The 22,284-nt window shown below is 35.5% G+C and carries 19 protein-coding genes and 2 tRNA genes; 7 read left to right on the forward strand and 14 right to left on the reverse strand.

The genetic code is table 11. The annotated features are described in order from the left end of the window. Positions 1-13: 13 nt before the first annotated feature. The 3 genes from J3T98_RS03075 to J3T98_RS03085 form a co-directional block, all read right to left on the reverse strand. Positions 14-490 carry a toxin-activating lysine-acyltransferase gene (locus J3T98_RS03075; protein WP_065563051.1) on the reverse strand — a complete coding sequence of 159 codons (477 nt, stop codon included), beginning with the start codon at positions 488-490 and terminating at the stop codon, positions 14-16. 366 nt (positions 491-856) lie between these two features. Beyond that, on the reverse strand, positions 857-3,001 hold the full coding sequence (gene pta / locus J3T98_RS03080; RefSeq protein WP_267362127.1) for a phosphate acetyltransferase: 2,145 nt from the start codon (positions 2,999-3,001) through the stop codon (positions 857-859). A gap of 67 nt (positions 3,002-3,068) precedes the next feature. Continuing rightward, positions 3,069-4,274 (reverse strand): acetate kinase, encoded by a 1,206-nt coding sequence (locus J3T98_RS03085; RefSeq protein WP_065563049.1) that lies wholly within the window; start codon positions 4,272-4,274, stop codon positions 3,069-3,071. A 191-nt stretch (positions 4,275-4,465) separates the two neighbouring features. On the opposite strand from J3T98_RS03085, the gene yfbV reads away from it, so the two are divergent. The 3 genes from yfbV (at position 4,466) to cysK (ending at position 6,708) form a co-directional block, all read left to right on the forward strand. Next, positions 4,466-4,915 carry a terminus macrodomain insulation protein YfbV gene (yfbV, locus tag J3T98_RS03090; RefSeq protein ID WP_065734032.1) on the forward strand — a complete coding sequence of 150 codons (450 nt, stop codon included), beginning with the start codon at positions 4,466-4,468 and terminating at the stop codon, positions 4,913-4,915. A gap of 10 nt (positions 4,916-4,925) precedes the next feature. Next, complete coding sequence (gene priC, locus J3T98_RS03095) at positions 4,926-5,432, forward strand: primosomal replication protein PriC (protein ID WP_267362128.1); 507 nt, start codon at positions 4,926-4,928, stop codon at positions 5,430-5,432. 310 nt (positions 5,433-5,742) lie between these two features. Further along, positions 5,743-6,708: a cysteine synthase A gene (gene cysK / locus J3T98_RS03100; RefSeq protein ID WP_065563046.1), complete on the forward strand. Its 966-nt coding sequence runs from the start codon at positions 5,743-5,745 to the stop codon at positions 6,706-6,708. A gap of 78 nt (positions 6,709-6,786) precedes the next feature. Here cysK and ruvB read toward each other — a convergent pair whose 3' ends face one another. From ruvB to recQ, 5 genes are all read right to left on the reverse strand, one after another. Further along, on the reverse strand, positions 6,787-7,791 hold the full coding sequence (ruvB, locus tag J3T98_RS03105) for a Holliday junction branch migration DNA helicase RuvB (RefSeq protein WP_267331857.1): 1,005 nt from the start codon (positions 7,789-7,791) through the stop codon (positions 6,787-6,789). Positions 7,792-7,809: 18 nt separating this feature from the next. After that, positions 7,810-8,418, reverse strand: a complete 609-nt coding sequence (gene ruvA / locus J3T98_RS03110) for a Holliday junction branch migration protein RuvA (protein WP_220225976.1) — start codon at positions 8,416-8,418, stop codon at positions 7,810-7,812. A gap of 246 nt (positions 8,419-8,664) precedes the next feature. Next, positions 8,665-9,003: a YbaB/EbfC family nucleoid-associated protein gene (locus J3T98_RS03115; RefSeq protein WP_065563043.1), complete on the reverse strand. Its 339-nt coding sequence runs from the start codon at positions 9,001-9,003 to the stop codon at positions 8,665-8,667. A 33-nt stretch (positions 9,004-9,036) separates the two neighbouring features. Next, a complete protein-coding gene (dnaX, locus tag J3T98_RS03120) occupies positions 9,037-11,103 on the reverse strand; it encodes a DNA polymerase III subunit gamma/tau (RefSeq protein WP_267362129.1) in 2,067 nt (688 codons plus the stop codon). 249 nt (positions 11,104-11,352) lie between these two features. Continuing rightward, a complete protein-coding gene (recQ, locus tag J3T98_RS03125) occupies positions 11,353-13,182 on the reverse strand; it encodes a DNA helicase RecQ (RefSeq protein ID WP_267362130.1) in 1,830 nt (609 codons plus the stop codon). 300 nt (positions 13,183-13,482) lie between these two features. Here recQ and J3T98_RS03130 point away from each other — a divergent pair. Then, a tRNA-Val gene (locus J3T98_RS03130) sits at positions 13,483-13,559 on the forward strand. Positions 13,560-14,186: 627 nt separating this feature from the next. Here the strand turns inward: J3T98_RS03130 and J3T98_RS03135 are convergent. Then, positions 14,187-14,801, reverse strand: a complete 615-nt coding sequence (locus J3T98_RS03135; RefSeq protein ID WP_267362131.1) for a hypothetical protein — start codon at positions 14,799-14,801, stop codon at positions 14,187-14,189. A gap of 374 nt (positions 14,802-15,175) precedes the next feature. Between J3T98_RS03135 and J3T98_RS03140 the strand changes: the two genes are divergently transcribed. After that, a complete protein-coding gene (locus J3T98_RS03140; protein WP_324123923.1) occupies positions 15,176-15,619 on the forward strand; it encodes a type VI secretion system-associated protein TagO in 444 nt (147 codons plus the stop codon). A gap of 539 nt (positions 15,620-16,158) precedes the next feature. Here J3T98_RS03140 and J3T98_RS03145 read toward each other — a convergent pair. Further along, positions 16,159-16,230: transfer RNA gene (locus J3T98_RS03145), tRNA-Arg, on the reverse strand. Positions 16,231-16,349: 119 nt separating this feature from the next. Here J3T98_RS03145 and J3T98_RS03150 point away from each other — a divergent pair. After that, positions 16,350-17,108, forward strand: coding sequence for an MlaA family lipoprotein (locus J3T98_RS03150; protein WP_220225972.1), 759 nt, complete (start codon positions 16,350-16,352; stop codon positions 17,106-17,108). A gap of 45 nt (positions 17,109-17,153) precedes the next feature. Here J3T98_RS03150 and J3T98_RS03155 read toward each other — a convergent pair whose 3' ends face one another. Both J3T98_RS03155 and J3T98_RS03160 read right to left on the reverse strand, forming a co-directional pair. Then, the gene (locus tag J3T98_RS03155; RefSeq protein WP_267342791.1) at positions 17,154-17,933 is read right to left on the reverse strand and encodes a TIGR03915 family putative DNA repair protein; all 780 of its coding nucleotides are present in this window, start codon (positions 17,931-17,933) and stop codon (positions 17,154-17,156) included. A gap of 3 nt (positions 17,934-17,936) precedes the next feature. Next, positions 17,937-19,202 carry a putative DNA modification/repair radical SAM protein gene (locus J3T98_RS03160; RefSeq protein ID WP_065563055.1) on the reverse strand — a complete coding sequence of 422 codons (1,266 nt, stop codon included), beginning with the start codon at positions 19,200-19,202 and terminating at the stop codon, positions 17,937-17,939. Positions 19,203-19,512: 310 nt separating this feature from the next. On the opposite strand from J3T98_RS03160, the gene fabB reads away from it, so the two are divergent. Then, positions 19,513-20,724, forward strand: a complete 1,212-nt coding sequence (gene fabB / locus J3T98_RS03165) for a beta-ketoacyl-ACP synthase I (protein WP_267362132.1) — start codon at positions 19,513-19,515, stop codon at positions 20,722-20,724. Positions 20,725-20,802: 78 nt separating this feature from the next. Here fabB and J3T98_RS03170 read toward each other — a convergent pair whose 3' ends face one another. Both J3T98_RS03170 and J3T98_RS03175 read right to left on the reverse strand, forming a co-directional pair. Next, positions 20,803-21,525 carry an amino acid ABC transporter ATP-binding protein gene (locus J3T98_RS03170; protein ID WP_267342788.1) on the reverse strand — a complete coding sequence of 241 codons (723 nt, stop codon included), beginning with the start codon at positions 21,523-21,525 and terminating at the stop codon, positions 20,803-20,805. Beyond that, a complete protein-coding gene (locus tag J3T98_RS03175; RefSeq protein ID WP_065562980.1) occupies positions 21,512-22,273 on the reverse strand; it encodes an amino acid ABC transporter permease in 762 nt (253 codons plus the stop codon). The genes J3T98_RS03170 and J3T98_RS03175 overlap by 14 nt, the downstream gene beginning before the upstream one ends. Between the last annotated feature and the right edge of the window lie 11 nt (positions 22,274-22,284).

Raw genomic sequence — 22,284 nt, forward strand, 5'->3', positions numbered from 1 at the left:
ATCCTTATAGACTCTAACATTGAACTTTTTTTACAACGGTGTTTGTTTTTGATTTGTGGTAACCATAAAAGCAGAGATTATTTTTTAGAACTTTTTTACAAATAGATTTCAATAAGAAAGATTCATTCCGTCCAAATGGGCAAAAGAAAGATAAAAGCCATAACTGTTTACTTTCATCTCTCTTATTACATTGAACAAAATTCACATAACTTTTCGTTTTGTTTAGATATTCCCGTTCCTCATCTTTATTTAAATAAGCCCAATTGAGATAACCGAGTGGTCGATTATTTTTAATGAGTAAAATAAAATTCCTAGACTGAATAGTAGGCAGTAAAGTTTCCAATGCTGAACTTATGGCAACATTTCTATAATTGGAATTCCTGTTCCATAACCAAACCATAGCGCCTAATACTTCGGCTTCATTCCATGAAGTATCATGATAAATGCTGGGTGCAATGACTCTAATGGAGTCCTGATTAAGACAATTCATTCCGTTATACCTTTAGTATTTTTAATTAAAAATAATATTGAAAATAAACCTTATCTTTCTTAAAACTTAGGGATATAAAAACAGCTTTGCTTAATCTTTAAACGGGTAATGAAATGGACAAATAATTAACAAATTGATTAAATTAGGGAGATATAGACCATGTATAGCCATATAGCTTAAATAAATTAATCAAAAAGAACTTTATAATGTATAGAATCGGAACAAAAAACAGCGCTAAATAATGTATAACTTACATCATCCTTAACTAATTTCGTCACTTTATGTGATTGGACTTATCGGATAGATAAAAAATGAGAGGTCTGTGAAAAACCCCTCATAAATTTAAACATAAATATTAATAATTTACTAGCTATTTTTTTCTTGCGCGGATTGAATAGCAGTTAAAGCAATAGTATAAACAATATCATCAACTAACGCACCACGAGACAAATCATTAACAGGCTTACGCATACCTTGTAACATAGGTCCAATTGAAACAAGATCAGCTGAACGTTGTACAGCTTTGTAAGTTGTATTACCCGTATTTAAATCAGGGAATATAAACACCGTCGCTTTACCTGCAACTTTAGAATTTGGCGCTTTTGATTTCGCCACATCAGGCATAACCGCAGCATCATATTGTAAAGGACCATCAATCATTAAATCTGGGCGTTTTTCTTGAGCAATACGTGTTGCTTCTTTCACTTTTTCAACATCAGCACCTTGACCAGAACTACCGGTTGAGTAAGAGATCATCGCCACACGTGGTTCAATACCAAAAGCAATAGCAGTATCAGCAGATTGAATAGCGATTTCAGCAAGTTCTTGCGCATTTGGATCTGGATTAATAGCACAATCCCCATAGATATAAACTTGATCAGGCATTAACATAAAGAACACCGATGAAACAAGCGAACTACCTGGAGCAGTTTTAATTAATTGTAGCGGAGGGCGAATAGTATTGGCCGTAGTATGAACAGCACCAGAGACTAAACCATCAACCTCATTTGCTTCAAGCATCATTGTACCAAGCACAACATTATCAGCTAATTGCTCACGCGCAATAACTTCAGTCATACCTTTGTTTTTACGTAATTCAACTAAACGAGGTACGTATTTATCACGAATGAGTTCTGGGTCAACAATTTCAACACCAGCACCTAAAGTAACACCTTGCGACGCTGCCACTTTACGGACCTCATCAGGATTACCAATTAACACACACTTAGCAATATGACGCTCTGCACAAATTGCAGCTGCTTTAATTGTTCTCGGCTCATCCCCTTCAGGTAACACCACCACTTTTTTCGCATTACGTGCAAGCTCAGTTAATTGATAACGGAATGCTGGAGGAGATAATCGACGAGCAGAACTAACCACTTCATTCAATGATTTAATCCAACTTGGATCAATGTGATCGGCAACAAAATTCTGAGTATTATCTATACGTTCTTTATCATCGACCGGGATTTCTAAATTGAATTGTTGTAAATTGATTGAAGTTTGGAATGTATTGGTTTTAACAGTAAATACTGGTAATCCTGTATCAAAAGCAGGTTGACACAATTTATAGATTTTTTCATCAATATCATAGCCACCAGTCAATAATACACCACCAATAGCAACACCATTCATTGCAGCTAAACAGATTGTTACTAAAACATCAGCACGATCAGCTGAAGTTACTAATAACGCGTTCGGTTGAAGGTGATTAATGATATTTGGAACGCTACGAGAACAGAAAGAAACATGTTTAATTCGACGATTTTTAATACCGCCTTCATTAATGATTTTAGCTTGCAAATGATTAGCAATGTCATATGTACGACAAGAACTTAAATCGATGTTCCAAGGAATACAACCAAGTACAGGTAATGGGCTATGCTCGCTTAAGTCATTAATTGTAATTTTCTTACCATCAAATTTAGGCGTATGATAAATTTCAACGACATCTGGACGAGCGAGATTTTGTTCTTCTACTGGTGCATTGACTTTGTTAACAATCACACCAATAATTTTATCATTTTTGATGCCACCAAAATTAGAGCGAGCAATCTCAATGCGTTCTTTTAACTGCTCTGGATCATCTTTACCCATATTAACCACAAAAATAATCTCAGCGCCTAAAGTCTTCGCGATGTTATTGTTTAGCTCATTAGCAAATGGATAATCAATAGTTGGTACAATACCTTCAACTAAAACAACATCAGCACCTTTAGTGTTTTCTGCATATAGTGCAACGATTTCTTCCATCAAAACATCTTGTTGATTCAAACCTAATAAGTTTTCAACATAACTCATTTTTAAAGGTTTCAAAGTTGGAATCGATGTATTATTACTAACTAAAGTCGTTGTATTATCAGGCGCATCACCACCTGCTCTTGGTTGGGCAACTGGTTTAAATACATTTAAGTTAATACCTTGACGTTCCATTGCTCGAATAACACCAAGACTTACACCCGTTAATCCAACATTGGTACCAGTTGGAATCAGCATAATGGTACGAGACATAATAAGTTTCCTCTTAATTCTTTATTAAATCCAAAAACAAACCGCCTTAACGGCGGTTTTAAAGTGCTTAAGCTGTTAAGCGTGCTGCATCTTGTGCGATGACAAGTTCTTCATTGGTAGGAATAACCATTGCAATAGCAGAACCATCTTTAGTGATCACACCACCGTTACCAAAACGTGCAGCTAAATTGCGTTCTTTATCAATCTCAAAACCAAGTATACTTAATTTTTCTAAAGTTTTACGACGAATACATTCAGCATTTTCACCAATACCACCAGTAAACACGATTGCATCTAAACGGCCGTCTAACAACATCGCATAACCACCAATGTATTTGACTAAACGGTGAACAAATACTTCTAAAGCATTTTTAGCATTTTCGTCTTTATCTGCATTATCTGTTACATAACGGCAATCGCTACTTACACCAGTTAAACCTAATAATCCTGATTTTTTATTTAATAAATTATTAATATCAGCAACTGACATATTTAAATTGTCATGTAAAAAGAACATGATAGCAGGATCGATATCACCACTTCGTGTCCCCATAACTAAACCTTCAAGTGGTGTTAAGCCCATAGAAGTTTCAATACTTTTACCGTTTTTCACAGCAGTGATTGAAGCACCATTACCTAAGTGGCATGTAATCACATTCGTTTGATCAACAGGTTTATTTAATAATTTTGCAGCTTCTCGGCTGACATAATAATGACTAGTACCATGAGCACCATAACGGCGAACACCGTACTTAGTATATAATTCATTAGGAATTGCATATAAATATGCTTCTTTAGGCATTGTAGTATGGAAAGCTGTATCAAATACTGCAACATTCTTATTTTTTAAATGAGGAAATGCAATAAAAGCTTCGCGAATACCAATTAAATGTGCTGGATTATGTAAAGGCGCAAAAGCAGAAGCTTCTTCAATACCTTTTAAAACGGAATCATCAATCACAACTGATTGGGTATACTTCTCACCACCATGAACAATACGGTGCCCAATTGATTTTATGCTGTCTAATAATTCTGGTTTTTGTGGAAAAATGTTATTAACAATGAATTTAATCGCTTCGCTATGTGCTGCACCAGCTCCTAAAGAAGCTTCTTGCTTTTCACCATCTAATTTCCATTTGATACGAGCATCAGGAAGGTGAAAACATTCAGCTAAACCAGATAAAAACTCATCACCATTTTCAGGGTTAATAATAGCAAATTTTAAAGATGAACTTCCACAATTCAGAACGAGAGCGTTATTACTTGATGACATAGTAATTCCTATAAATTGAATAAAAGATTTTTACCAATCAATATTGGCAACTCTACACATGACAAATAATCAATGTGTTATATAAGGCGACTTCTGATATCTTGAAATTTGAGATAAAATAAAGAGAGCCCCCAATTTGAATGGCACTATTTTAAGACAATAAAATGTGAATGTCGAGGAATCCAAACCAGATGAACTTAGTTAAAATTTTTAAGGCAGGTCAAATATATATGGATATTTGCCCAAAAGATAAAGCCCTATCCTATTCATTTCCTGAATTAAAAATTATTAACTACATCAAAGTTGCAAAAAAAATTTTACCGCCGATCATCATCGGCTTAATTCTTTGGCAATATTATTTACCCGCGCAATTAGCGGTAACAGCAATCACAATTCTATTTGCCTTAAGTTTACCTATTCAAGGGATCTTGTGGTTAGGATATCGTTCTCAATCGCCATTACCGCTCAACTTAATTGACAGCTACAACCGAATCAAATTGCAATTAATTGAAAAAAAGATATTAAGTCCGAATAAAAATCCAAATGAAAAATTAACTTTTGAATCGTTAATGAAACTAATAAACTTATCTAAAATTCATTTAGGGAATTATTTTGGGCAAAATGACGATAACCAACCATAAAGATATATTCATGCAAAAATTTTTGGAAAAATTGAAAAATCAAATAAACGAGCTTGAACAGCAGTTGAACTTATCCGAACAACAAAGCTATCAAGAGCATTATTTTGATGAGCATCTGTTTAACACCAGTAAAATTGAAACCGACAATCAATTCTATTTAGATAAAGTAAAGCAAACCTATCTAGCACTTTGTGATGCAGTACTTTCAGAAAAACGCACACAAATCGAATTTTTATCAGAAAGACTTATAAACCAAATTACCGCCCTAAAACGTGAGCTTGCCACAGTACATTTACGTAAACAAACTACTGGCCATATTATTACAGAAACATTAGCTGAAAAACATTCAAGACATTTAGATTATTTACGACGATTACAAGAGATGAAATATGAGCTCGAACTCTCTTTAGAGTCAATAGAACACACCAAAATCGCTGCCCTTGATAATCGAATATACCGCTGCGAACAAGCTATTAAAAGAATTGAATTAGACATGGAAAATAGTTTCATTGAATAATGGTTTCATAGATAATCATAAATTTCTGAATATTTGATGATCAACGATTACCTAACTTAAAATAATGTCTTAACAAAACACGCCTGAATATAGCGTATATGTAAATTCACATTTCAATACTATAGTAAGATCCCAACACTAAAAAGGATACCAGCTAGTCAAAATAAAGACCCTTATATCAAAAATGCATATGAATATAATTAATAATTAGTATCATCTTTTCAGTTCAATCTATAATATAGTCATCAACATTAATTAATTACTTGCCACCACTTTTGAATCTAAGAATAAACTAATAAGGACTTTTTCCATGAGTAAGATATTTGATGATAACTCACAAACCATCGGCCATACTCCCCTAGTTCGATTAAAACATTTTGGGAATGGTAATATATTAGCTAAAGTCGAATCTCGTAATCCAAGTTTCAGCGTCAAATGCCGAATTGCATCAAATATGATTTGGGATGCAGAAAAACGTGGTTTACTTAACCCTGACGTCGAACTTATAGAGCCAACTAGTGGTAATACTGGTATCGCATTAGCTGCTGTTGCCGCTGCTCGTGGTTATAAATTAACCTTAACCATGCCAGAAAGCATGAGTATTGAACGCCGAAAACTTCTAAAAGCGTTAGGTGCAAACCTTGTATTAACTGAAGCTGCCAAGGGAATGAAAGGTGCGATTGAAAAAGCAGAAGAAATCGTTGCTAGTAATCCAAAACACAATATTATGCTCCAACAATTTAGCAATCCCGCCAATCCAGAAATTCACGAAAAAACCACAGGACCAGAAATTTGGCTTGATACAGATGGTAAAATCGACATTTTCGTTGCAGGAGTGGGAACTGGTGGAACCTTTACTGGTGTAACAAAATACATCAAAAAAGTTCAAGGAAAAAACATTACAGCTGTCGCAGTTGAGCCAACTACCTCACCTGTAATTACGCAAGCACTTGCTGGCGAACCTATCAAACCTGGCCCACACAAAATACAAGGTATCGGAGCTGGATTTATTCCTGGTAACTTAGATTTGAGTTTGATTGATTTGGTCGAAAAAGTATCTAACGAAGAAGCAATCGAAACAGCTCGCATTATAATGGAAAAAGAAGGTATCTTAGCAGGAATTTCATCTGGTGCTGCGGTATTTGCAGCTGATCGTTTGGCTCGATTACCAGAAAATGCGAATAAAACCATCGTGGTAATATTACCCTCTTCAGGTGAACGTTACCTTAGTACTGATTTATTTAGTGGTATTTTCACTGAGAAAGAACTTGGTTAATTATCCTATAAACGCAAAACACCGCCATTTGGCGGTGTTGGATTAAAAATCGGATAATTCAAATTAAAATAAATCAAATTAATCATCTTGAACAATACCAAAATGTCGATAAGCATGAGGTGTTGCAATTCGTCCTCTTGGTGTTCTTTGGATATAACCTTGCTGAATTAAAAATGGCTCTAACACATCTTCAATCGTTTCACGTTCCTCGCCAATTGCTGCAGCAATATTATCTAATCCTACTGGACCACCCATAAATTTTTCGATGATGGCAAGAAGTAACTTACGATCCATATAGTCAAAGCCTTCATTATCCACATCTAACATATCTAAAGCTTGAGTCGCAATACGCTCATCAATAACACCTTTGGATTTAACATCCGCATAATCTCTCACACGTCGCAATAAACGATTAGCAATACGAGGCGTTCCGCGTGAGCGTTTAGCTATTAAAAAGGCACCCTCTTTGGAAAGATCTAAACCTAAAAACTTAGCACTACGACTAACGATATACTCCAAATCCTCAACACGGTAAAACTCAAGGCGTTGCACAATCCCAAAACGATCGCGTAATGGCGATGTTAACGAACCCGCTCGAGTAGTGGCGCCAATAAGTGTAAAGGGCGGAAGATCAATTTTAATTGAACGTGCGGCTGGACCTTCACCAATCATAATATCGAGCTGATAATCTTCCATAGCAGGATATAATATTTCTTCAACGACAGGAGATAATCGATGGATTTCATCAATAAACAGCACATCATTAGGCTCGAGATTGGTTAACATTGCAGCCAGATCACCTGCTTTTTCCAACACTGGACCAGAGGTAGTGCGCAAATTAACATTCATTTCATTAGCAACAATATTAGCTAAAGTGGTTTTACCAAGACCTGGAGGACCAAAAATTAAAACATGATCAAGCGCATCACTACGTTGCTTGGCAGCCTGAATAAAGATTTTCATCTGCTCACGCACTTGAGGTTGACCAATATACTCATCCAAATATTTAGGACGAATAGCCCGATCTAACGACTCTTCTTCTTTTTGAGCCTGTGGCGCAATTAAACGATCCGCTTCAATCATCATCGTTCCCTATTTTCTTTATAATGCTGACTTTAATGCTTCACGTATTAGCATTTCACAATCCATGTCTGGCTTAATGACTTTACTAATAATACGACTTGCTTCTTGTGGTTTATAACCCAAAGCGATAAGTGCCGAAACGGCTTCACCTTCAATCTGACTTGAGGATTTTTTAAGACTTCCAGTCTCAACAGTTACGTTTACATTAGCTAACTCGTCACCAAACCGTTTAACTCGATCCTTCATTTCGACAATCAATCGTTCAGCCGTTTTTGTGCCCACGCCAGGTAATTTAACTAACGTCTTGATTTCACCTTGCTCAACTGCACTAATAAATTGCCCTGCTGACATTCCTGATAAAATTGCTAACGCTAATTTGGGACCAACACCATTCACTTTAATCAACTCACGAAACAATTCACGCTCTTGTTCATGATTAAAGCCATACAGCACTTGAGCATCTTCACGAACGGCAAAATGAGTTAACACAATCACTTCTTTACCATTATCAGGTAATTCATAAAAACAGGTCATTGGCATAAAAACTTCATAGCCAACACCACCAACTTCAATTAACACTTTGGGTGGTTGCTTTTCAATAATGATTCCACGTAAACGACCTATCACAATATATCCTTAATAAATAATGTCAATTAAACAACGTTGATCAATCAGTATTAAACGAAAACTCTCGTTCAACATCAGCCTAATTACTATGATCAAAATTGAATGTGAATTAAAAAAACAATTGTGAGTTAGTTTACCTGATAGGAGAAAATTAATAAAGACAAACTGTATAAATAAACAGTCAGTAGACAAAAATATTGCCGACAAAAGTCAGCAATATCAGAAAAATAGAGTTAAAGATTCAAATTAGAATGGCATTTTAAAACCAGGTGGTAATTGCATTCCACCAGTAACTTGAGCCATACGCTCTTTTTGAGCTTCTTCCAAACGGCGAGTAGCATCATTATAGGCTGCAGCGATAAGATCTTCTAACATCTCCTTATCATCTTCGGTTAATAAAGACGGATCGATATCAACGCGTTTACAACTATGTGCACCATTTACAGTAACTTTAACGATACCCGCGCCAGACTCTCCAGTAACCTCTAATTTAGCAATCTCTTCCTGAGCTTGCTGCATTTTTGCTTGCATTTGTTGGGCTTGTTTCATCAAATTGCCCAAACCACCTTTTCCACCTGGAAACATAATTATTCCTCATTAAAAACATTTAGTCTGTAATTATACAGGACGAATACTCGATTCATCAATCTTGGCATCAAAATATTGACAAATCGTCTCAACTTTAGGATCTTGATGTATCGTTTGTTTAGCTTGTTCAAGCTTCTGCTGATATAAATCTTCACGTAATTCTAATGGCGTTTTTATATCCTTACTATCATCAATCACAACCTCTACATTAAGTGTTTTTTGACGATAAGCTGACATCGCAGTTCGTAGCTTAATACAATTTGCCGACGACTTAGTTAAATGCTCAACAGCCGAACGCGTATGCAAAATTACACTATTATCATCGACTATTTCAGGATACGAATTAACTGCAATCTGTTTAATTAACGGTGCAATCTCCAATTTTTCAATTTCCGCACTCCAAGCATCTTTTTCGACCATCTCTTCAATCAATTTTTTTGTCATCTCTGGGGTTTTATCAACCTTAAGTGACTCCCTAACTGACTTCGCATCTATCACCGGCTCATTCTTAGACTCAAACAGTCCAGTCGATTGCCATTGATAATTTTCTGCTGTAATTTCCTCTTCGTCGTCCTCTACAACCTCATCCACCACTGCACTATTAACTTCAGTCTTAGTAGCCTGTTTAACACGGCTCGAGTTAACTAAATCGCTTGATGGTTGATTGGCACCAACCGGTTCAGACTTTTTTGAACTTTGTTCCTCCATTAACTGCATTCGCATCTCTAAAATATTTTTAGTGATAGACGAAGCATCATCTGGAAGCGATATAGAATGGGCTGGCATCGAATTATTAGCTTGATGCACAGGAGAAACATTATTATCAGCTAATGATGATTGTGAATGTGCCGTTGATTGAACTGATGACTTAGCTGCATCCTTCTTTACTGGAATCGGTGGCACAGAAGCTGATGTTGCTGATTCAACTTTTGGCGGATTAGACTTTGGGACAGGTGGGTGTCCTACAGCTGAAGGATTAGTGGTTGAAACCGGTTGAGAAATCGAATCAACATCTTTTGGCATAAAGGCTAACGCGCGTAAAAAGCTCATCTCCACGCCCATTTTCTTGTCAGGTACAAGCGCGAGTTCTTTTCGACCCATCAATAAAATTTGATAAAACAATTGCACATCATTTGGCGAAATGTATTGAGCTAAAAAACGCAATTGCTCCTCACTATCGGCATAATCACCTAAGGCTGTAGGTACTACTTGTAATAAAGCAATTTGATGCAACAAAGAAATGCTTTCAGCTAATAAATTATCCCAATCAGCTCCTTGCATTGCCGCCAGTTCAATTTGTTGCATTAACGCATTACCATCGCCTTGATAAAGTGCATTAACTAACGCAAAAGGAATAGCCTTATCTAATGTTCCAAGCATTGATGCAACTGATACGGCATCGACTTTACCATTACCTAGCGCAATAGCCTGATCGGTTAAACTTAACGCATCTCGCATACTTCCATTGGCTGCTTTGGCTAATAAATGAATAGCTTTTGGCTCACTTTCAATATGCTCTAATTGTAAAATGTGATTTAACTGATCACCAATTAAAGATGTATCAAGCACATTTAAATGCAAATGCAAACAGCGAGACAAAATAGTAATAGGTAATTTTTGAGGATCGGTTGTCGCTAACAAAAATTTAACATGTTCAGGTGGTTCTTCCAAAGTTTTTAATAATGCATTAAAACTGTTGCGAGACAACATATGCACTTCATCGATCAAGTAAACTTTAAAACGCCCTTTAGTTGGCAAGTATTGGATATTATCCAGAATTTCACGCGTATCTTCGACTTTAGTTCGTGAGGCAGCATCAATTTCTAACAAATCAACAAAACGACCTTGCTCAATCTCACGACAATTATCACAAACACCACAAGGTGTTGCAGTGATACCACTTTCACAATTCAAGCCTTTAGCTAACAAACGAGCAATCGACGTCTTTCCTACACCTCGTGTACCAGAAAACAGATAAGCATGATGCACCCGACCAAGAGAAAGGGCATTAGATAAAATTTTCAACACATGTTGTTGCCCTACTACCTCAGAAAACGACTTTGGTCGCCACTTACGTGCTAAAACTTGATAACTCATAATCACCATTACTTATTACGATTAAATTTTGCTAATCATATCATAAAGAGCCAAATTAGTCTTTAAGATGCCACTTTTCGAATTAATAATAGACCTTAATTAATTTATAAACAAATTAGATTATAAAAATGCAATTTTAAGTAAAACATATAATAATTAGCGTCATATTACAGGATTTTTTTGCTCAAAAACCCCGTTCCTCAACTTTTTTTTCAACGAATAAATTGATTTAAATTTTAACTTACAGCGTTATATATTTTTAATTACAAAGTCATTAATCTCATCCAAAAACAGATTGCCGTATTTCTCCAATTTAATTTTACCAACACCTGACACATTAATAAGTTGTGTCTTACTTTCAGGCATCGTTTGCACCATTTCAAGTAAGGTTGCATCACTAAATACAATATAAGGAGCGATATCTTCCATATCGGCAATCTCTTTGCGTAATCGTCTAAGATTATTAAATAAAATTCGCTCTTCATAAGATAGAATAGTCGTTAAATTAATTGATCGAGCATAACGATTTAAACGACTCTTCTTAACAATTTCTAATCGTGGTTTTGCTAACTTTAATTGCACCTCACCTTTCAATATTGCCCGTGCGTTTTCAGTCAATTGCAAAGTATTAAAATTGGAAATATTTTGCCGCAAATAACCTAAAAAAATTAACTGCCTTATTACACTAAGCCAATAATCAACGTTATGCTCTTTACCAATTCCATAAACTGAAAGCTTATCATGTCGATTATCTTTAATTTGTGAACGCCCCGAACCACGTAAAATATCCACTATGTATTGGGCACCATAGCGCTGTTCAACCCGATAAACACAAGACAAAACTTTTTGCGCATCAATCAACGCATCATATTGCTTAGGTGGATAAAGGCAAATATCACAGTTATTGCAAGGCTCAGTTCTATGTTCACCAAAATAATTTAACAGTACAATACGACGACACGTCATACATTGCGCAAATGACTCCATCGCCTGAATCTTATGAAGCTCCACTTGCTTCTGATCGTTATCATACTTTTCAATGATTTGCTGCTTATACCAACTTAAATCATTACTTTTAAACAATAGCATCGCTTCTGCAGGAACACCATCGCGCCCAGCACGACCTGTTTCTTGATAATAAGCCTCAATTGAACGCGGACAATCTGCATGAACAACAAACCGAACATTTGGCTTATTAATCCCCATTCCAAAAGCAACTGTTGCCACAATAATTTGTGTATTATCCTTTAAAAAACTCTCCTGAGCGCTTTGCCGTTCGCTTGTAGACAATCCAGCATGATAAGCGATAGCCGAAAACCCTCTTGCCACAAGCCTTGTTGTCATGTCCTCAACTTTAGAACGGCTAGAACAATAAATAATCCCGCTATTCCCTTTTTGCGTTTCAATAAACGACACAACTTGTTCAGTAAGATTAAACTTTTCTACCACGGTATAGCGAATATTCGGCCTATCAAAACTACGAACCACAAACAACGGATCAACTAAATTGAGCTGATTAAGAATATCCCTCTGTGTCATCTCATCGGCAGTGGCTGTAAGCGCGATAATTGGTACATCAGGAAAACGTTTTGATAACTGGTTTAATTGACGATAATCAGGTCTAAAGTCATGTCCCCATTGTGAAATACAATGCGCCTCATCGATCGCAATTAAAGAAGGAGGATGCTGATCCAGTAACGCGCCAAAAGATGATACTGTCAAGCGCTCGGGGGAAATATACAACAATTTAATTGAATGGTTTAGATACTGGTTGATAACATTTTGTTGTTCGATGCCTGATTGAGTTGCATTTAAAAATGCGGCAGGAATACCATTCACCAACAATTGATCGACCTGATCTTTCATTAACGAAATAAGTGGCGAAATGACTATAGCTGTGCCTGGTAATACGACCGCTGGAATTTGATAACAAAGCGACTTACCGCCACCGGTAGGGATAACGGCCAAAACATCACGCCCGTCAATCACTGATTCAATAATATCTTTTTGTTGATTCCTAAACGACTTATAACCAAAAATATTATGTAGAACATCTTCAATCTGCTCTTTAAACGACATAACAACCTGAACCAGTAATAACTTAACGACGCTGTGGAGTATAGCTAATTTATCACCAACAAACCACCGAGAACATGCATTTACCTATAAACAATATAAAAAACAGAATCCATATCGAACTGTTAAATGAATTAGTGAAAATAAAAAGTACAAAAATGTGACAAATATCTGAATTTTCAATATTGGTTTTGCCTATTTTATCACCAATCTAGTTCAAAAGATTAAAAAAACAGCTATTTTTAATTATTTTACTTGAAACAAAACTATTTGCCCGCTAATATTTGCGTGTTTTCTAAATATACGCCCGTAGCTCAGTTGGTTAGAGCATCACCTTGACATGGTGGGGGTCAGTGGTTCGAGTCCACCCGGGCGTACCAATTCAAAGCCTTATCTTAAAAGGTTTAGAGAGAATTTATCATAACGGCTATTTTTCTCCATTACGATCCCATGTTACCTACTAAATACTCATTAGTAACTTTATCATAACCAGTTAAAATAAACCTTATCAATCCAAGCAAAACAATCTTTTTCATACCATCTCCATTATTTTTCGTTAATGGTATGAAAATTATCATTTTCTTGTACTAACTCTGTATCTTTACCGTTTACTACTGATAAAACACCTGTTATTTTGAGCTCATTTTCTAAAATAGAATCTATTTTTCTTTCGAGAGTGATAACATTCTTATCCTTTATGTCAATTCCTTTAATATTATAAATTGATTGGTATACAGAATAAGATTCCCAATGATTTTTGAAAAGTTCAATCGGCAGACTCCTTTGACTGGGAGCAATATTTATGTTAACGATCCACTCTTAGTCATAAGTTTCATTAGTATAAAGACTCGATGAGATAAAAAAATAAAATGGTGATACATATCCTTTTCATACATTTTTCTATAAATAATTTGGCTTATTAATACGAAATTTATGAAATTTACACAATAAAAAACCACCCTAAGGTGGTTTATTAGCATATTCGATGATAATAGATGAATTAAATTTTATCTTGAATAGGTAGTCATAACATCACGTCCATTAGTATTTTTGAATGTGTATTGAACATCCACCCACTGATTACCTGATTTGCTTTTAATAAATTGTTTTATTGTTAAAGAGCATCTTGGCGCATCTTTATAGTTATTATTAAGGTTATCAAGAAAAACCAAATATTCACCACCTTCAACTGGTGTAAATACTATATTATCGTAGCTACATAAACTTGATCTGTTTTCTTCTCCTGATGTATCAGAGAGGTTTGAATACCAATAATGCCAAATTCTAGTATTAAATCTAAAAGTCTTATTTGCCGGGATATAGACATTATATGCAATTTCACTATTATTTGGAGTTGGTATGCCAAAGTTACGATCCTTGGTTTTTTCATCAAATTTTATTTTAGTTTCTGTATTATTGAGATAATTACCTTCTGTTTTACTCATTGAAAAAATACCAAAAATCATTGCAGTACTATTATTAAAATTTTTGGAATAAGCAAAGGTTACTTTTGCGACTTTATCACTAGGAAGAGGCTCAGAATAACTTTCATCTTTATACGCGGTGCAAGATGATATTATAAAAGCAGTACAAATTAACAATAATGGTAAAAATTTTTTCATCTCTATTCCTCAATAGTAAATTTTCCAAATTTGCACAATTATTGTACCATTGATAATTTGCAATAAGTATAAAAAAATGAAACCAAGCAGATAAACATGATGTAATCAAATGTCGATTATTCACCAAATCAGCTATGGATAATCAACAATTAAGCATTGATTTCCCCCAAAATACAATACTATTAAAGAGCATTTAATTTATTGATTTTTATTATGAGAAAGATTTTATTTACCTTAATTGCTTTACCTTTTTTAACCCTCGCTGATGATCAACTTGAGAAAAAAATTGACAGCTGTAAATCGCTGACAGACTCAATACAAAGACTGATAAGATATTCGAGACAAAAACTGAAAGTTCGATAGATAAAAATGCCATGGGCAAATGGTTTGTCCAAGAAGGTGTATCACCAGTTGATGATAGTAAATCTGTAACCATAAGACTAAATGCTGATCGTCCAATAAATGCGCGATATGATTTAATAACACCTCATTTATATATCAGATGTAAAGAGAATAAAACTGAGTTATATGTCGATTTTGATACATTTTTAAGTTCTAATGGTTTAACGCCTGTAACACGTATTGACTCTGAAAAAGCGGTATCGAATAGAAGATGGGATATTTCAAATGATCATAAAGCAATATTCTATCCAAGCACCCGATCAAAAAAGACAAAGGATTTTATTAAGGATTTAATCGGAAAAAATAAATTATTTATTCAAGTCACACCATACGGTGAAACAACAGTAAATACAACATTTACATTAACTGGACTTGATGAAGCAATAAAACCACTAAGGGAAACATGTGGTTGGTAATGGTTTGGAAAACTAAATTTCTCAAAATACCTTACATTACCATTAACACAAATCTCAACATTAAATGTTAAACAAAGATGAAATTGATCCGTTTCGCTTCAAGTAAAAAGATCAATTTCATAATTATGATCATAAATTTTAACTTATAAAAGATCCTTCCTAACCAACAATTGAAAGTGATATCTATTATTCTATTAAAAACTCATTCAAATAAAACAACGATCATAACCTTTTATACACTGATGACGTTATTAATTCATAGTACATTTAAATTAAATATATGAAATTTATCTTTCGACATTTGGCATATTATACAATCTGTCATTAAGCTTTGCTGATTTGATACCTTCTATGAATTAGTCCTATCACGGTATTTTTGATGTATTATCTCAAAATATTATCAAATAACTGCAAACAGTTCAGAAAAGTTATCTATTTGGAGTAAATGAAGAGGTTTTTAAGATACATTATCAATGAAAAAATCAGTTCAGATAAGGTTGTATAAAGACGTGTTATTAATTTGGTATGATTAACAAATACGACCCCAGCAGGAATCGAACCTGCAACTAGCCCTTAGGAGGGGCTCGTTATATCCATTTAACTATGAGGTCATCTCGGGCGGTTATTCTAATAAATTTATCATGATATTACTATTTAAATAATGAAAAATTTTCTATTTTGAGCAAACATGATACAATCAGAATATTCATCAATTATAATTTATAACATTATGAAAAAAAGAATAATAGGTATGATGTTCTCGGTTTTAGCACTGACAAGTTGTGCCACTTATCAAGCTGAAACCAACAGTTATAGTGATCCATTATCGGGTTTTAACAAAACCATGTTTGATGTTAACTATTATGCCCTTGATCCATATATTTTACGCCCTGCTGCTGTGGTTTGGAAAGATTATGTACCAACACCTGTGCGTAAAGGGGTTGTTAATTTTTCGTCTAACCTTTCTGAACCAGCTTCAGTGGTCAATAGCGCACTACAAGGCGAAGGTCGTGAATCTGGTAAACATTTAGCTCGGTTCTTTATCAATACCGTTTTTGGTGTTGCGGGTATATTTGATGTTGCTGGAATGGCAGATCCTCAATTACAAAAAGGTTCTAAACGTAGCTTTGGTCAAACATTAGGTCACTATGATGTACCTTATGGTCCTTATGTTGTATTACCTTTCTATGGTTCTGCGACACTTCGTCAGGAAGGTGGTGACATCGTTGACACCTTATACCCACCACTTGTTTGGTTAGATTGGGAATGGGCGTTAGTTCGTGGTGTTGTTGATGGCGTTGAAGCTCGTGCCGTGGCTATTGAGTATGAAGATCTGCTCAAAAATAGTGATGACCCTTATAACTTTATGCGTAATGCTTACTTCCAACGTAATGACTTTAATGCTTCAGGCGGTAAAGTTGATGAGAAAAAAGAGCAACAACGTCAAGAAAGTATCAACGGTATTATTGGCGATATCGACGCCCAATAGAATTTTCCCTACATTAATAAAAAACGCCGGCTTGTTCGGCGTTTTTTATTTTTCCTGCATTTCTGGTAAGTGTTGCCAAAATCGTCTTGGCATATTTTGTCGTTGTAATTTTGGATTAATTCTTTCTTTTATCGTTAGTGCATTACAATAACGGTACCACATGGTCTGAAAAAGTTTTTCATCATCAGTTAAATAATCTTGGTTAATTTTGTTATTGACAATCAGATCATCGTTTAGCGATATTTTCTCCAATTTTTCTAAATCATAAAAATAGCCATACTGGCGTTTTTCATCATAAATTGCCCATTTTTGGTCGGCATAACGATCTTTAAAGAATCGTGTGGTTAATGGTAAGGCATTATAAATGGGACCAATAACCGCAAAATAGATCTTTTCATCACTAGTTGGATTTTTGATAGCATTAAATCGAACAAATTGTTGGATATGGTGTTTTTCTTTATTCACTTTTTTAGCGATATCATGAATGGCTAATACATCTGGATCACCAAAATCAGTTTCAATTGAATAGTTAGATTTAAATACTTTGCAAATATAACGAAAAATGATTAAATCACTTTCAGGCAGCTCTGATAACCAAGTAAATAAGATCTGATTTAGTGCAATCTTGGATAACTTTTTTTGTAGCGCCGAATATACCCTTTCATACTTGCTATTACGAAATTCAACATGGTGAGAATCAGATACCAAAAGCGGTACAACATCATCATCCGACAACAAGCATTCCGGCATTTTTTTAAGTTTAAACGCATCAAAAACCGCGCATAACAATCCTTCGAAAGATTTGTCATAATAAAAAGCTAGCATAACTTACCATCCCATCACAAGCTGCTGAGGAATAGGATCTTTTTTAGCTTCAAGTAATGGCGGATCTTGCAGGTTCAGTCGAATATATTCAGCAGATGACTCGAGCAATTTATAGGTACTCATTTCATGGCAAACAATAAAAAATTGCGCACGTTTAAGCACAACGCCTATGCGTTTTAACGCTTCAATATTAAGTTTTCGATGTCGCCTTGCCATCACTATTAATTTAGCTGATTTAACACCAATGCCAGGAACTCGCAAAATTTTTCGATAACTATCACGATTGATATCTACCGGAAAAAACTGCGGATTACGAATTGCCCAAGATAACTTTGGATCGACAGTTAAATCAAGATCAGGATGTTCATCATTAACAATCTCATCAACGCTAAAATCATAAAAACGAAGTAACCAATCAGCTTGGTACAAACGATTTTCGCGAACTCGTGGAACTTCTTGCAACACCGGCAATCGCTTGTCATAACTATTGACCGGAATAAACCCCGAATAGTAAACCCGCTTCATGCTTGGGCGTTTATAAAGTTTGGCGGTGAGTTGTAATATTTGATTATCGGTTTCATCTGTCGCCCCAATAATAACCTGTGTGCTCTGTCCTGCTGGTACGAATTTTGGAGTTGACTTAATTTTTTTGCGATCTTCAATATTTTCCATCAAATTTTGTTGGATATGACGCATTGGTTGATAGATCGTTTGATGATCTTTATCCGGTGCAAGTAATTTTAAATTACGTTCAGTAGGAATCTCTAGATTGACACTCATTCTATCTACTAATAAACCGGCTTCTTTGATAAGCTCATTACTAGCGCCAGGAATAGCTTTCATATGGATATAACCATTAAAATTGTATTCTTGACGTAGAATTTTGACTACCCGAATCATTTTTTCCATTGTGTGATCAGCACTACGCATAATGCCAGAGCTTAAAAAAAGTCCTTCGATATAATTGCGACGGTAAAATTCAATGGTTAAATCGGCTAACTCTTTTGGAGTAAATCCAGCTCGTGGGATATCATTACTTTGGCGATTAATACAGTAAGCACAATCAAACATGCAGTAATTGGTTAGCATAATCTTTAATAACGAGACACATCGACCATCGGCGGTAAAAGAATGACAGATACCACAACGAGAGGCACTACCAATTCCTTTATTTTTATTATTGCGTGAGGTACCGCTTGATGCGCACGAAATATCATATTTTGCTGATTCTGCCAATATCTCAAGCTTTGACATCATTTTGTCTTGAATCATAATTGCCACCAATAACTGTATATATTTACAGCATTATAGCTATTTTACTTGCATCTGCAAGTAAATTATCAGATCAAAAATAGGAAATATTTGCTCAATAAAACTGCATATAAACTCTACTTTATTAAGAGACTATAAATAAAATGTAAAAAGCGGGAGTATTATTGATTACTTATTCCACTAACCCTATCTTATTTAAAAATTGTGAAATAAAATCAATCATAGGGTATTGTTCAGCTTACAAGTGTACGCTATAATCACACCAATTTTTCATACGAAGCTGGTTAACTTAGGAGTAAAGCATTAGATGAAACGTGTAGTAATCACAGGATTAGGTATTCTTTCAAGTATTGGGAATAATACCAAAGAAGTTTTAGAATCATTGAAAGTGGGCCGAAGTGGTATTACTTTCTCTCAAGAAATGAAAGATAGCGGAATGCGCAGTCATGTATGTGGTAATGTAAAATTAGATACAACTGGGCTTATTGATCGCAAAGTTGTCCGTTTTATGAACGATGCATCTATTTATGGTTATCTGGCTCTACAGCAAGCAATCGAAGATGCAAAATTAACCCCAGAACAAGTATCTAATCCTCGTACAGGTCTAATCGCTGGTTATGGTGGCTCAACCAAAACTCAATATAATGTCGTTGCCGGCATGAAAGAAAAAGGTTTAAGAGGTGTTGGTCCTTACGCAGTAACTAAATCAATGTCATCTGCAATATCTGCATGTTTAGCCACACCATTTAAAATTAAAGGTGTTAGCTACTCAATGACATCTGCTTGTGCAACATCAGTTCACTGTATTGGCCACGCAGCAGAACTTATCCAACTTGGCAAACAAGACATTGTATTTGCTGGTGGTGGAGAAGAACTTTGCTGGGAAATGTCATGTGAATTTGACGCAATGGGCGCATTATCAACCAAATACAACGACGCCCCAGAAAAAGCATCACGCGCTTATGATAAAAACCGTGACGGTTTCGTTATCGCTGGCGGTGCTGGAATGGTCGTTGTTGAAGAACTTGAACACGCCCTTGCACGTGGTGCACATATCTATGGTGAACTAGTTGGTTACGGTGCAACATCTGATGGTTATGACATGGTTGCACCATCTGGTGAAGGTGCTATGCGTTGTATGCAACTCGCTATTCAAGATCTTGACGCACCAGTTGATTATATCAACACTCACGGAACTTCAACACCAGTTGGTGACGTTAAAGAATTATGGGCAATCAAACAAGTATTTGGAGATAACATTCCAGCTATCTCTTCGACTAAATCAATGACAGGTCACTCATTGAGTGCAACCGGTGCTCAAGAATTAATCTATTCATTACTTATGCTTGAACATGGCTTTATCACACCAAGTATCAACATCGACGAACTCGCTGATGAAGCAGTTGGAATGAACATTATTACCGAGCCAACTGAACGTGAATTAACAACAGTAATGTCAAATAGCTTTGGTTTTGGTGGCACTAACGCTTCAATTGTCATGAAAAAATATAAAGCTTAAGTCTGATAGTTAATGTTTAATAAAAAACCGCACTCATTAGTGCGGTTTTTTTATAGCTTAATCAATTAAGTAGATCAATTATAATACTTTACTTAAAAATAGCTGTGTTCTTTCATTTTGAGGATTATTAAAAATTTGCTCAGGTGAACCTTGTTCTTGAATGATGCCCTGATCGATAAAAATAACACGAGTTGACATCTCTCTAGCAAAACCCATCTCATGCGTGACAACCACCATGGTCATCCCCTCTTGAGCAAGTGCCTTCATCACCGCTAAAACTTCACCGACTAACTCAGGATCTAACGCCGAAGTAGGTTCATCAAAAAGCATAACTTTCGGGTCCATCATCAATGATCTAGCAATCGCGACACGTTGTTGTTGACCACCGGATAATTGATTTGGATAAGCATCAATCTTATCAATCAAACCAACCTTAACTAATAAACCTTCAGCCTTATTAATTGCATCATTTTTTGGCATCTTCTTGACATCCATTGGTGCCAAAATTAAATTTTCCAATACCGTCATATGTGGAAAAAGATTAAAACGCTGAAAAACCATGCCAACTGATTCACGGAGTTGATTGATATTGGTTTTAGCATCTGGCAATTTAAACCCATTAACTTCAATCTCGCCTGAAGTAATATCTTCTAATCCATTAATGCAACGTAAAAAGGTGCTTTTACCTGAGCCCGAAGGGCCAATAATAGAAATCACCTCTTTTTCCTGAATATCACAAGAAATACCTCGTAGCACATGAATATCGCCAAATTGTTTTTGTAGATTTTTAATGTGAATCACTTTTGCCTAACCTTTTTTCTAAATATTTTACTAATAATGAAAGCAAGAATGTCATTACCCAATACACAATAGAAATCACAATATAAGGTTCAGTATAAGACCCATATGCAGCTCCAGATGTTCTTGCAGCAAAAGCTAAATCTGCCAGACCGATCGCTGCACCGAGTGACGAATCTTTCAAAATAGCTATTGCATTATTACCCAAAGGTGGAAGCATACGTTTAAAAGCCTGTGGTAAAATTACTTTACGCATGGTACTACCATAGCTCATTCCAAGTGACCTTGCAGCTTCCATTTGTCCTTTATCGATTGATTCAATACCTGCTCTAAAGATTTCGGAAATATAGGCACCGGCATTTAACGTAATTGCCGTAACACAGGAAATAAACGCCCCATACTCAGTACGCCAATAACGAGCGGTGGACATTGAAATAAGATTATCGGAAACCAATAATCCATCACGAGGGTTTAGAAAATATGGCATTAACACATAATGCACTACCATGATTTGAACAAATAGTGGTGTACCACGAAAAGCACTAACATAAATTTTAACAGGCCATTGTACACCATAGTGAAGCACCCATTTCCAAAAACCAAATTTAGCTGATGCGGTTCGCCCAATACCTAACGTCAATCCCCATAATGTCCCTAAAATGACACAAATAATAGTACATTGAACGGTTAATTTTGCCCCCTCGATGAAGAGGGGCGTATATTCTTCAATAATTTGCCAATTAAATGCCATGACTATTCCAC

This window comes from Gilliamella sp. B2772, assembly GCF_026536985.1.
In the GTDB taxonomy this organism is placed as follows: domain Bacteria; phylum Pseudomonadota; class Gammaproteobacteria; order Enterobacterales; family Orbaceae; genus Gilliamella; species Gilliamella apicola_E.

Excerpts from the sequence above, each read along its gene's own strand:
- J3T98_RS03135 (WP_267362131.1), bottom strand. The coding sequence starts at position 14,801 with ATGAAAAAATTTTTACCATTATTGTTAATTTGTACTGCTTTTATAATA.
- recQ (WP_267362130.1), bottom strand. The coding sequence starts at position 13,182 with ATGTCGTTTAAAGAGCAGATTGAAGATGTTCTACATAATATTTTTGGT.
- J3T98_RS03150 (WP_220225972.1), top strand. The coding sequence starts at position 16,350 with ATGAAAAAAAGAATAATAGGTATGATGTTCTCGGTTTTAGCACTGACA.
- J3T98_RS03175 (WP_065562980.1), bottom strand. The coding sequence starts at position 22,273 with ATGGCATTTAATTGGCAAATTATTGAAGAATATACGCCCCTCTTCATC.
- fabB (WP_267362132.1), top strand. The coding sequence starts at position 19,513 with ATGAAACGTGTAGTAATCACAGGATTAGGTATTCTTTCAAGTATTGGG.
- J3T98_RS03115 (WP_065563043.1), bottom strand. The coding sequence starts at position 9,003 with ATGTTTCCAGGTGGAAAAGGTGGTTTGGGCAATTTGATGAAACAAGCC.
- J3T98_RS03155 (WP_267342791.1), bottom strand. The coding sequence starts at position 17,933 with ATGCTAGCTTTTTATTATGACAAATCTTTCGAAGGATTGTTATGCGCG.
- J3T98_RS03085 (WP_065563049.1), bottom strand. The coding sequence starts at position 4,274 with ATGTCATCAAGTAATAACGCTCTCGTTCTGAATTGTGGAAGTTCATCT.
- priC (WP_267362128.1), top strand. The coding sequence starts at position 4,926 with ATGCAAAAATTTTTGGAAAAATTGAAAAATCAAATAAACGAGCTTGAA.
- yfbV (WP_065734032.1), top strand. The coding sequence starts at position 4,466 with ATGAACTTAGTTAAAATTTTTAAGGCAGGTCAAATATATATGGATATT.
- J3T98_RS03140 (WP_324123923.1), top strand. The coding sequence starts at position 15,176 with ATGGGCAAATGGTTTGTCCAAGAAGGTGTATCACCAGTTGATGATAGT.
- ruvB (WP_267331857.1), bottom strand. The coding sequence starts at position 7,791 with ATGATTGAAGCGGATCGTTTAATTGCGCCACAGGCTCAAAAAGAAGAA.
- J3T98_RS03075 (WP_065563051.1), bottom strand. The coding sequence starts at position 490 with ATGAATTGTCTTAATCAGGACTCCATTAGAGTCATTGCACCCAGCATT.
- cysK (WP_065563046.1), top strand. The coding sequence starts at position 5,743 with ATGAGTAAGATATTTGATGATAACTCACAAACCATCGGCCATACTCCC.
- dnaX (WP_267362129.1), bottom strand. The coding sequence starts at position 11,103 with ATGAGTTATCAAGTTTTAGCACGTAAGTGGCGACCAAAGTCGTTTTCT.
- pta (WP_267362127.1), bottom strand. The coding sequence starts at position 3,001 with ATGTCTCGTACCATTATGCTGATTCCAACTGGTACCAATGTTGGATTA.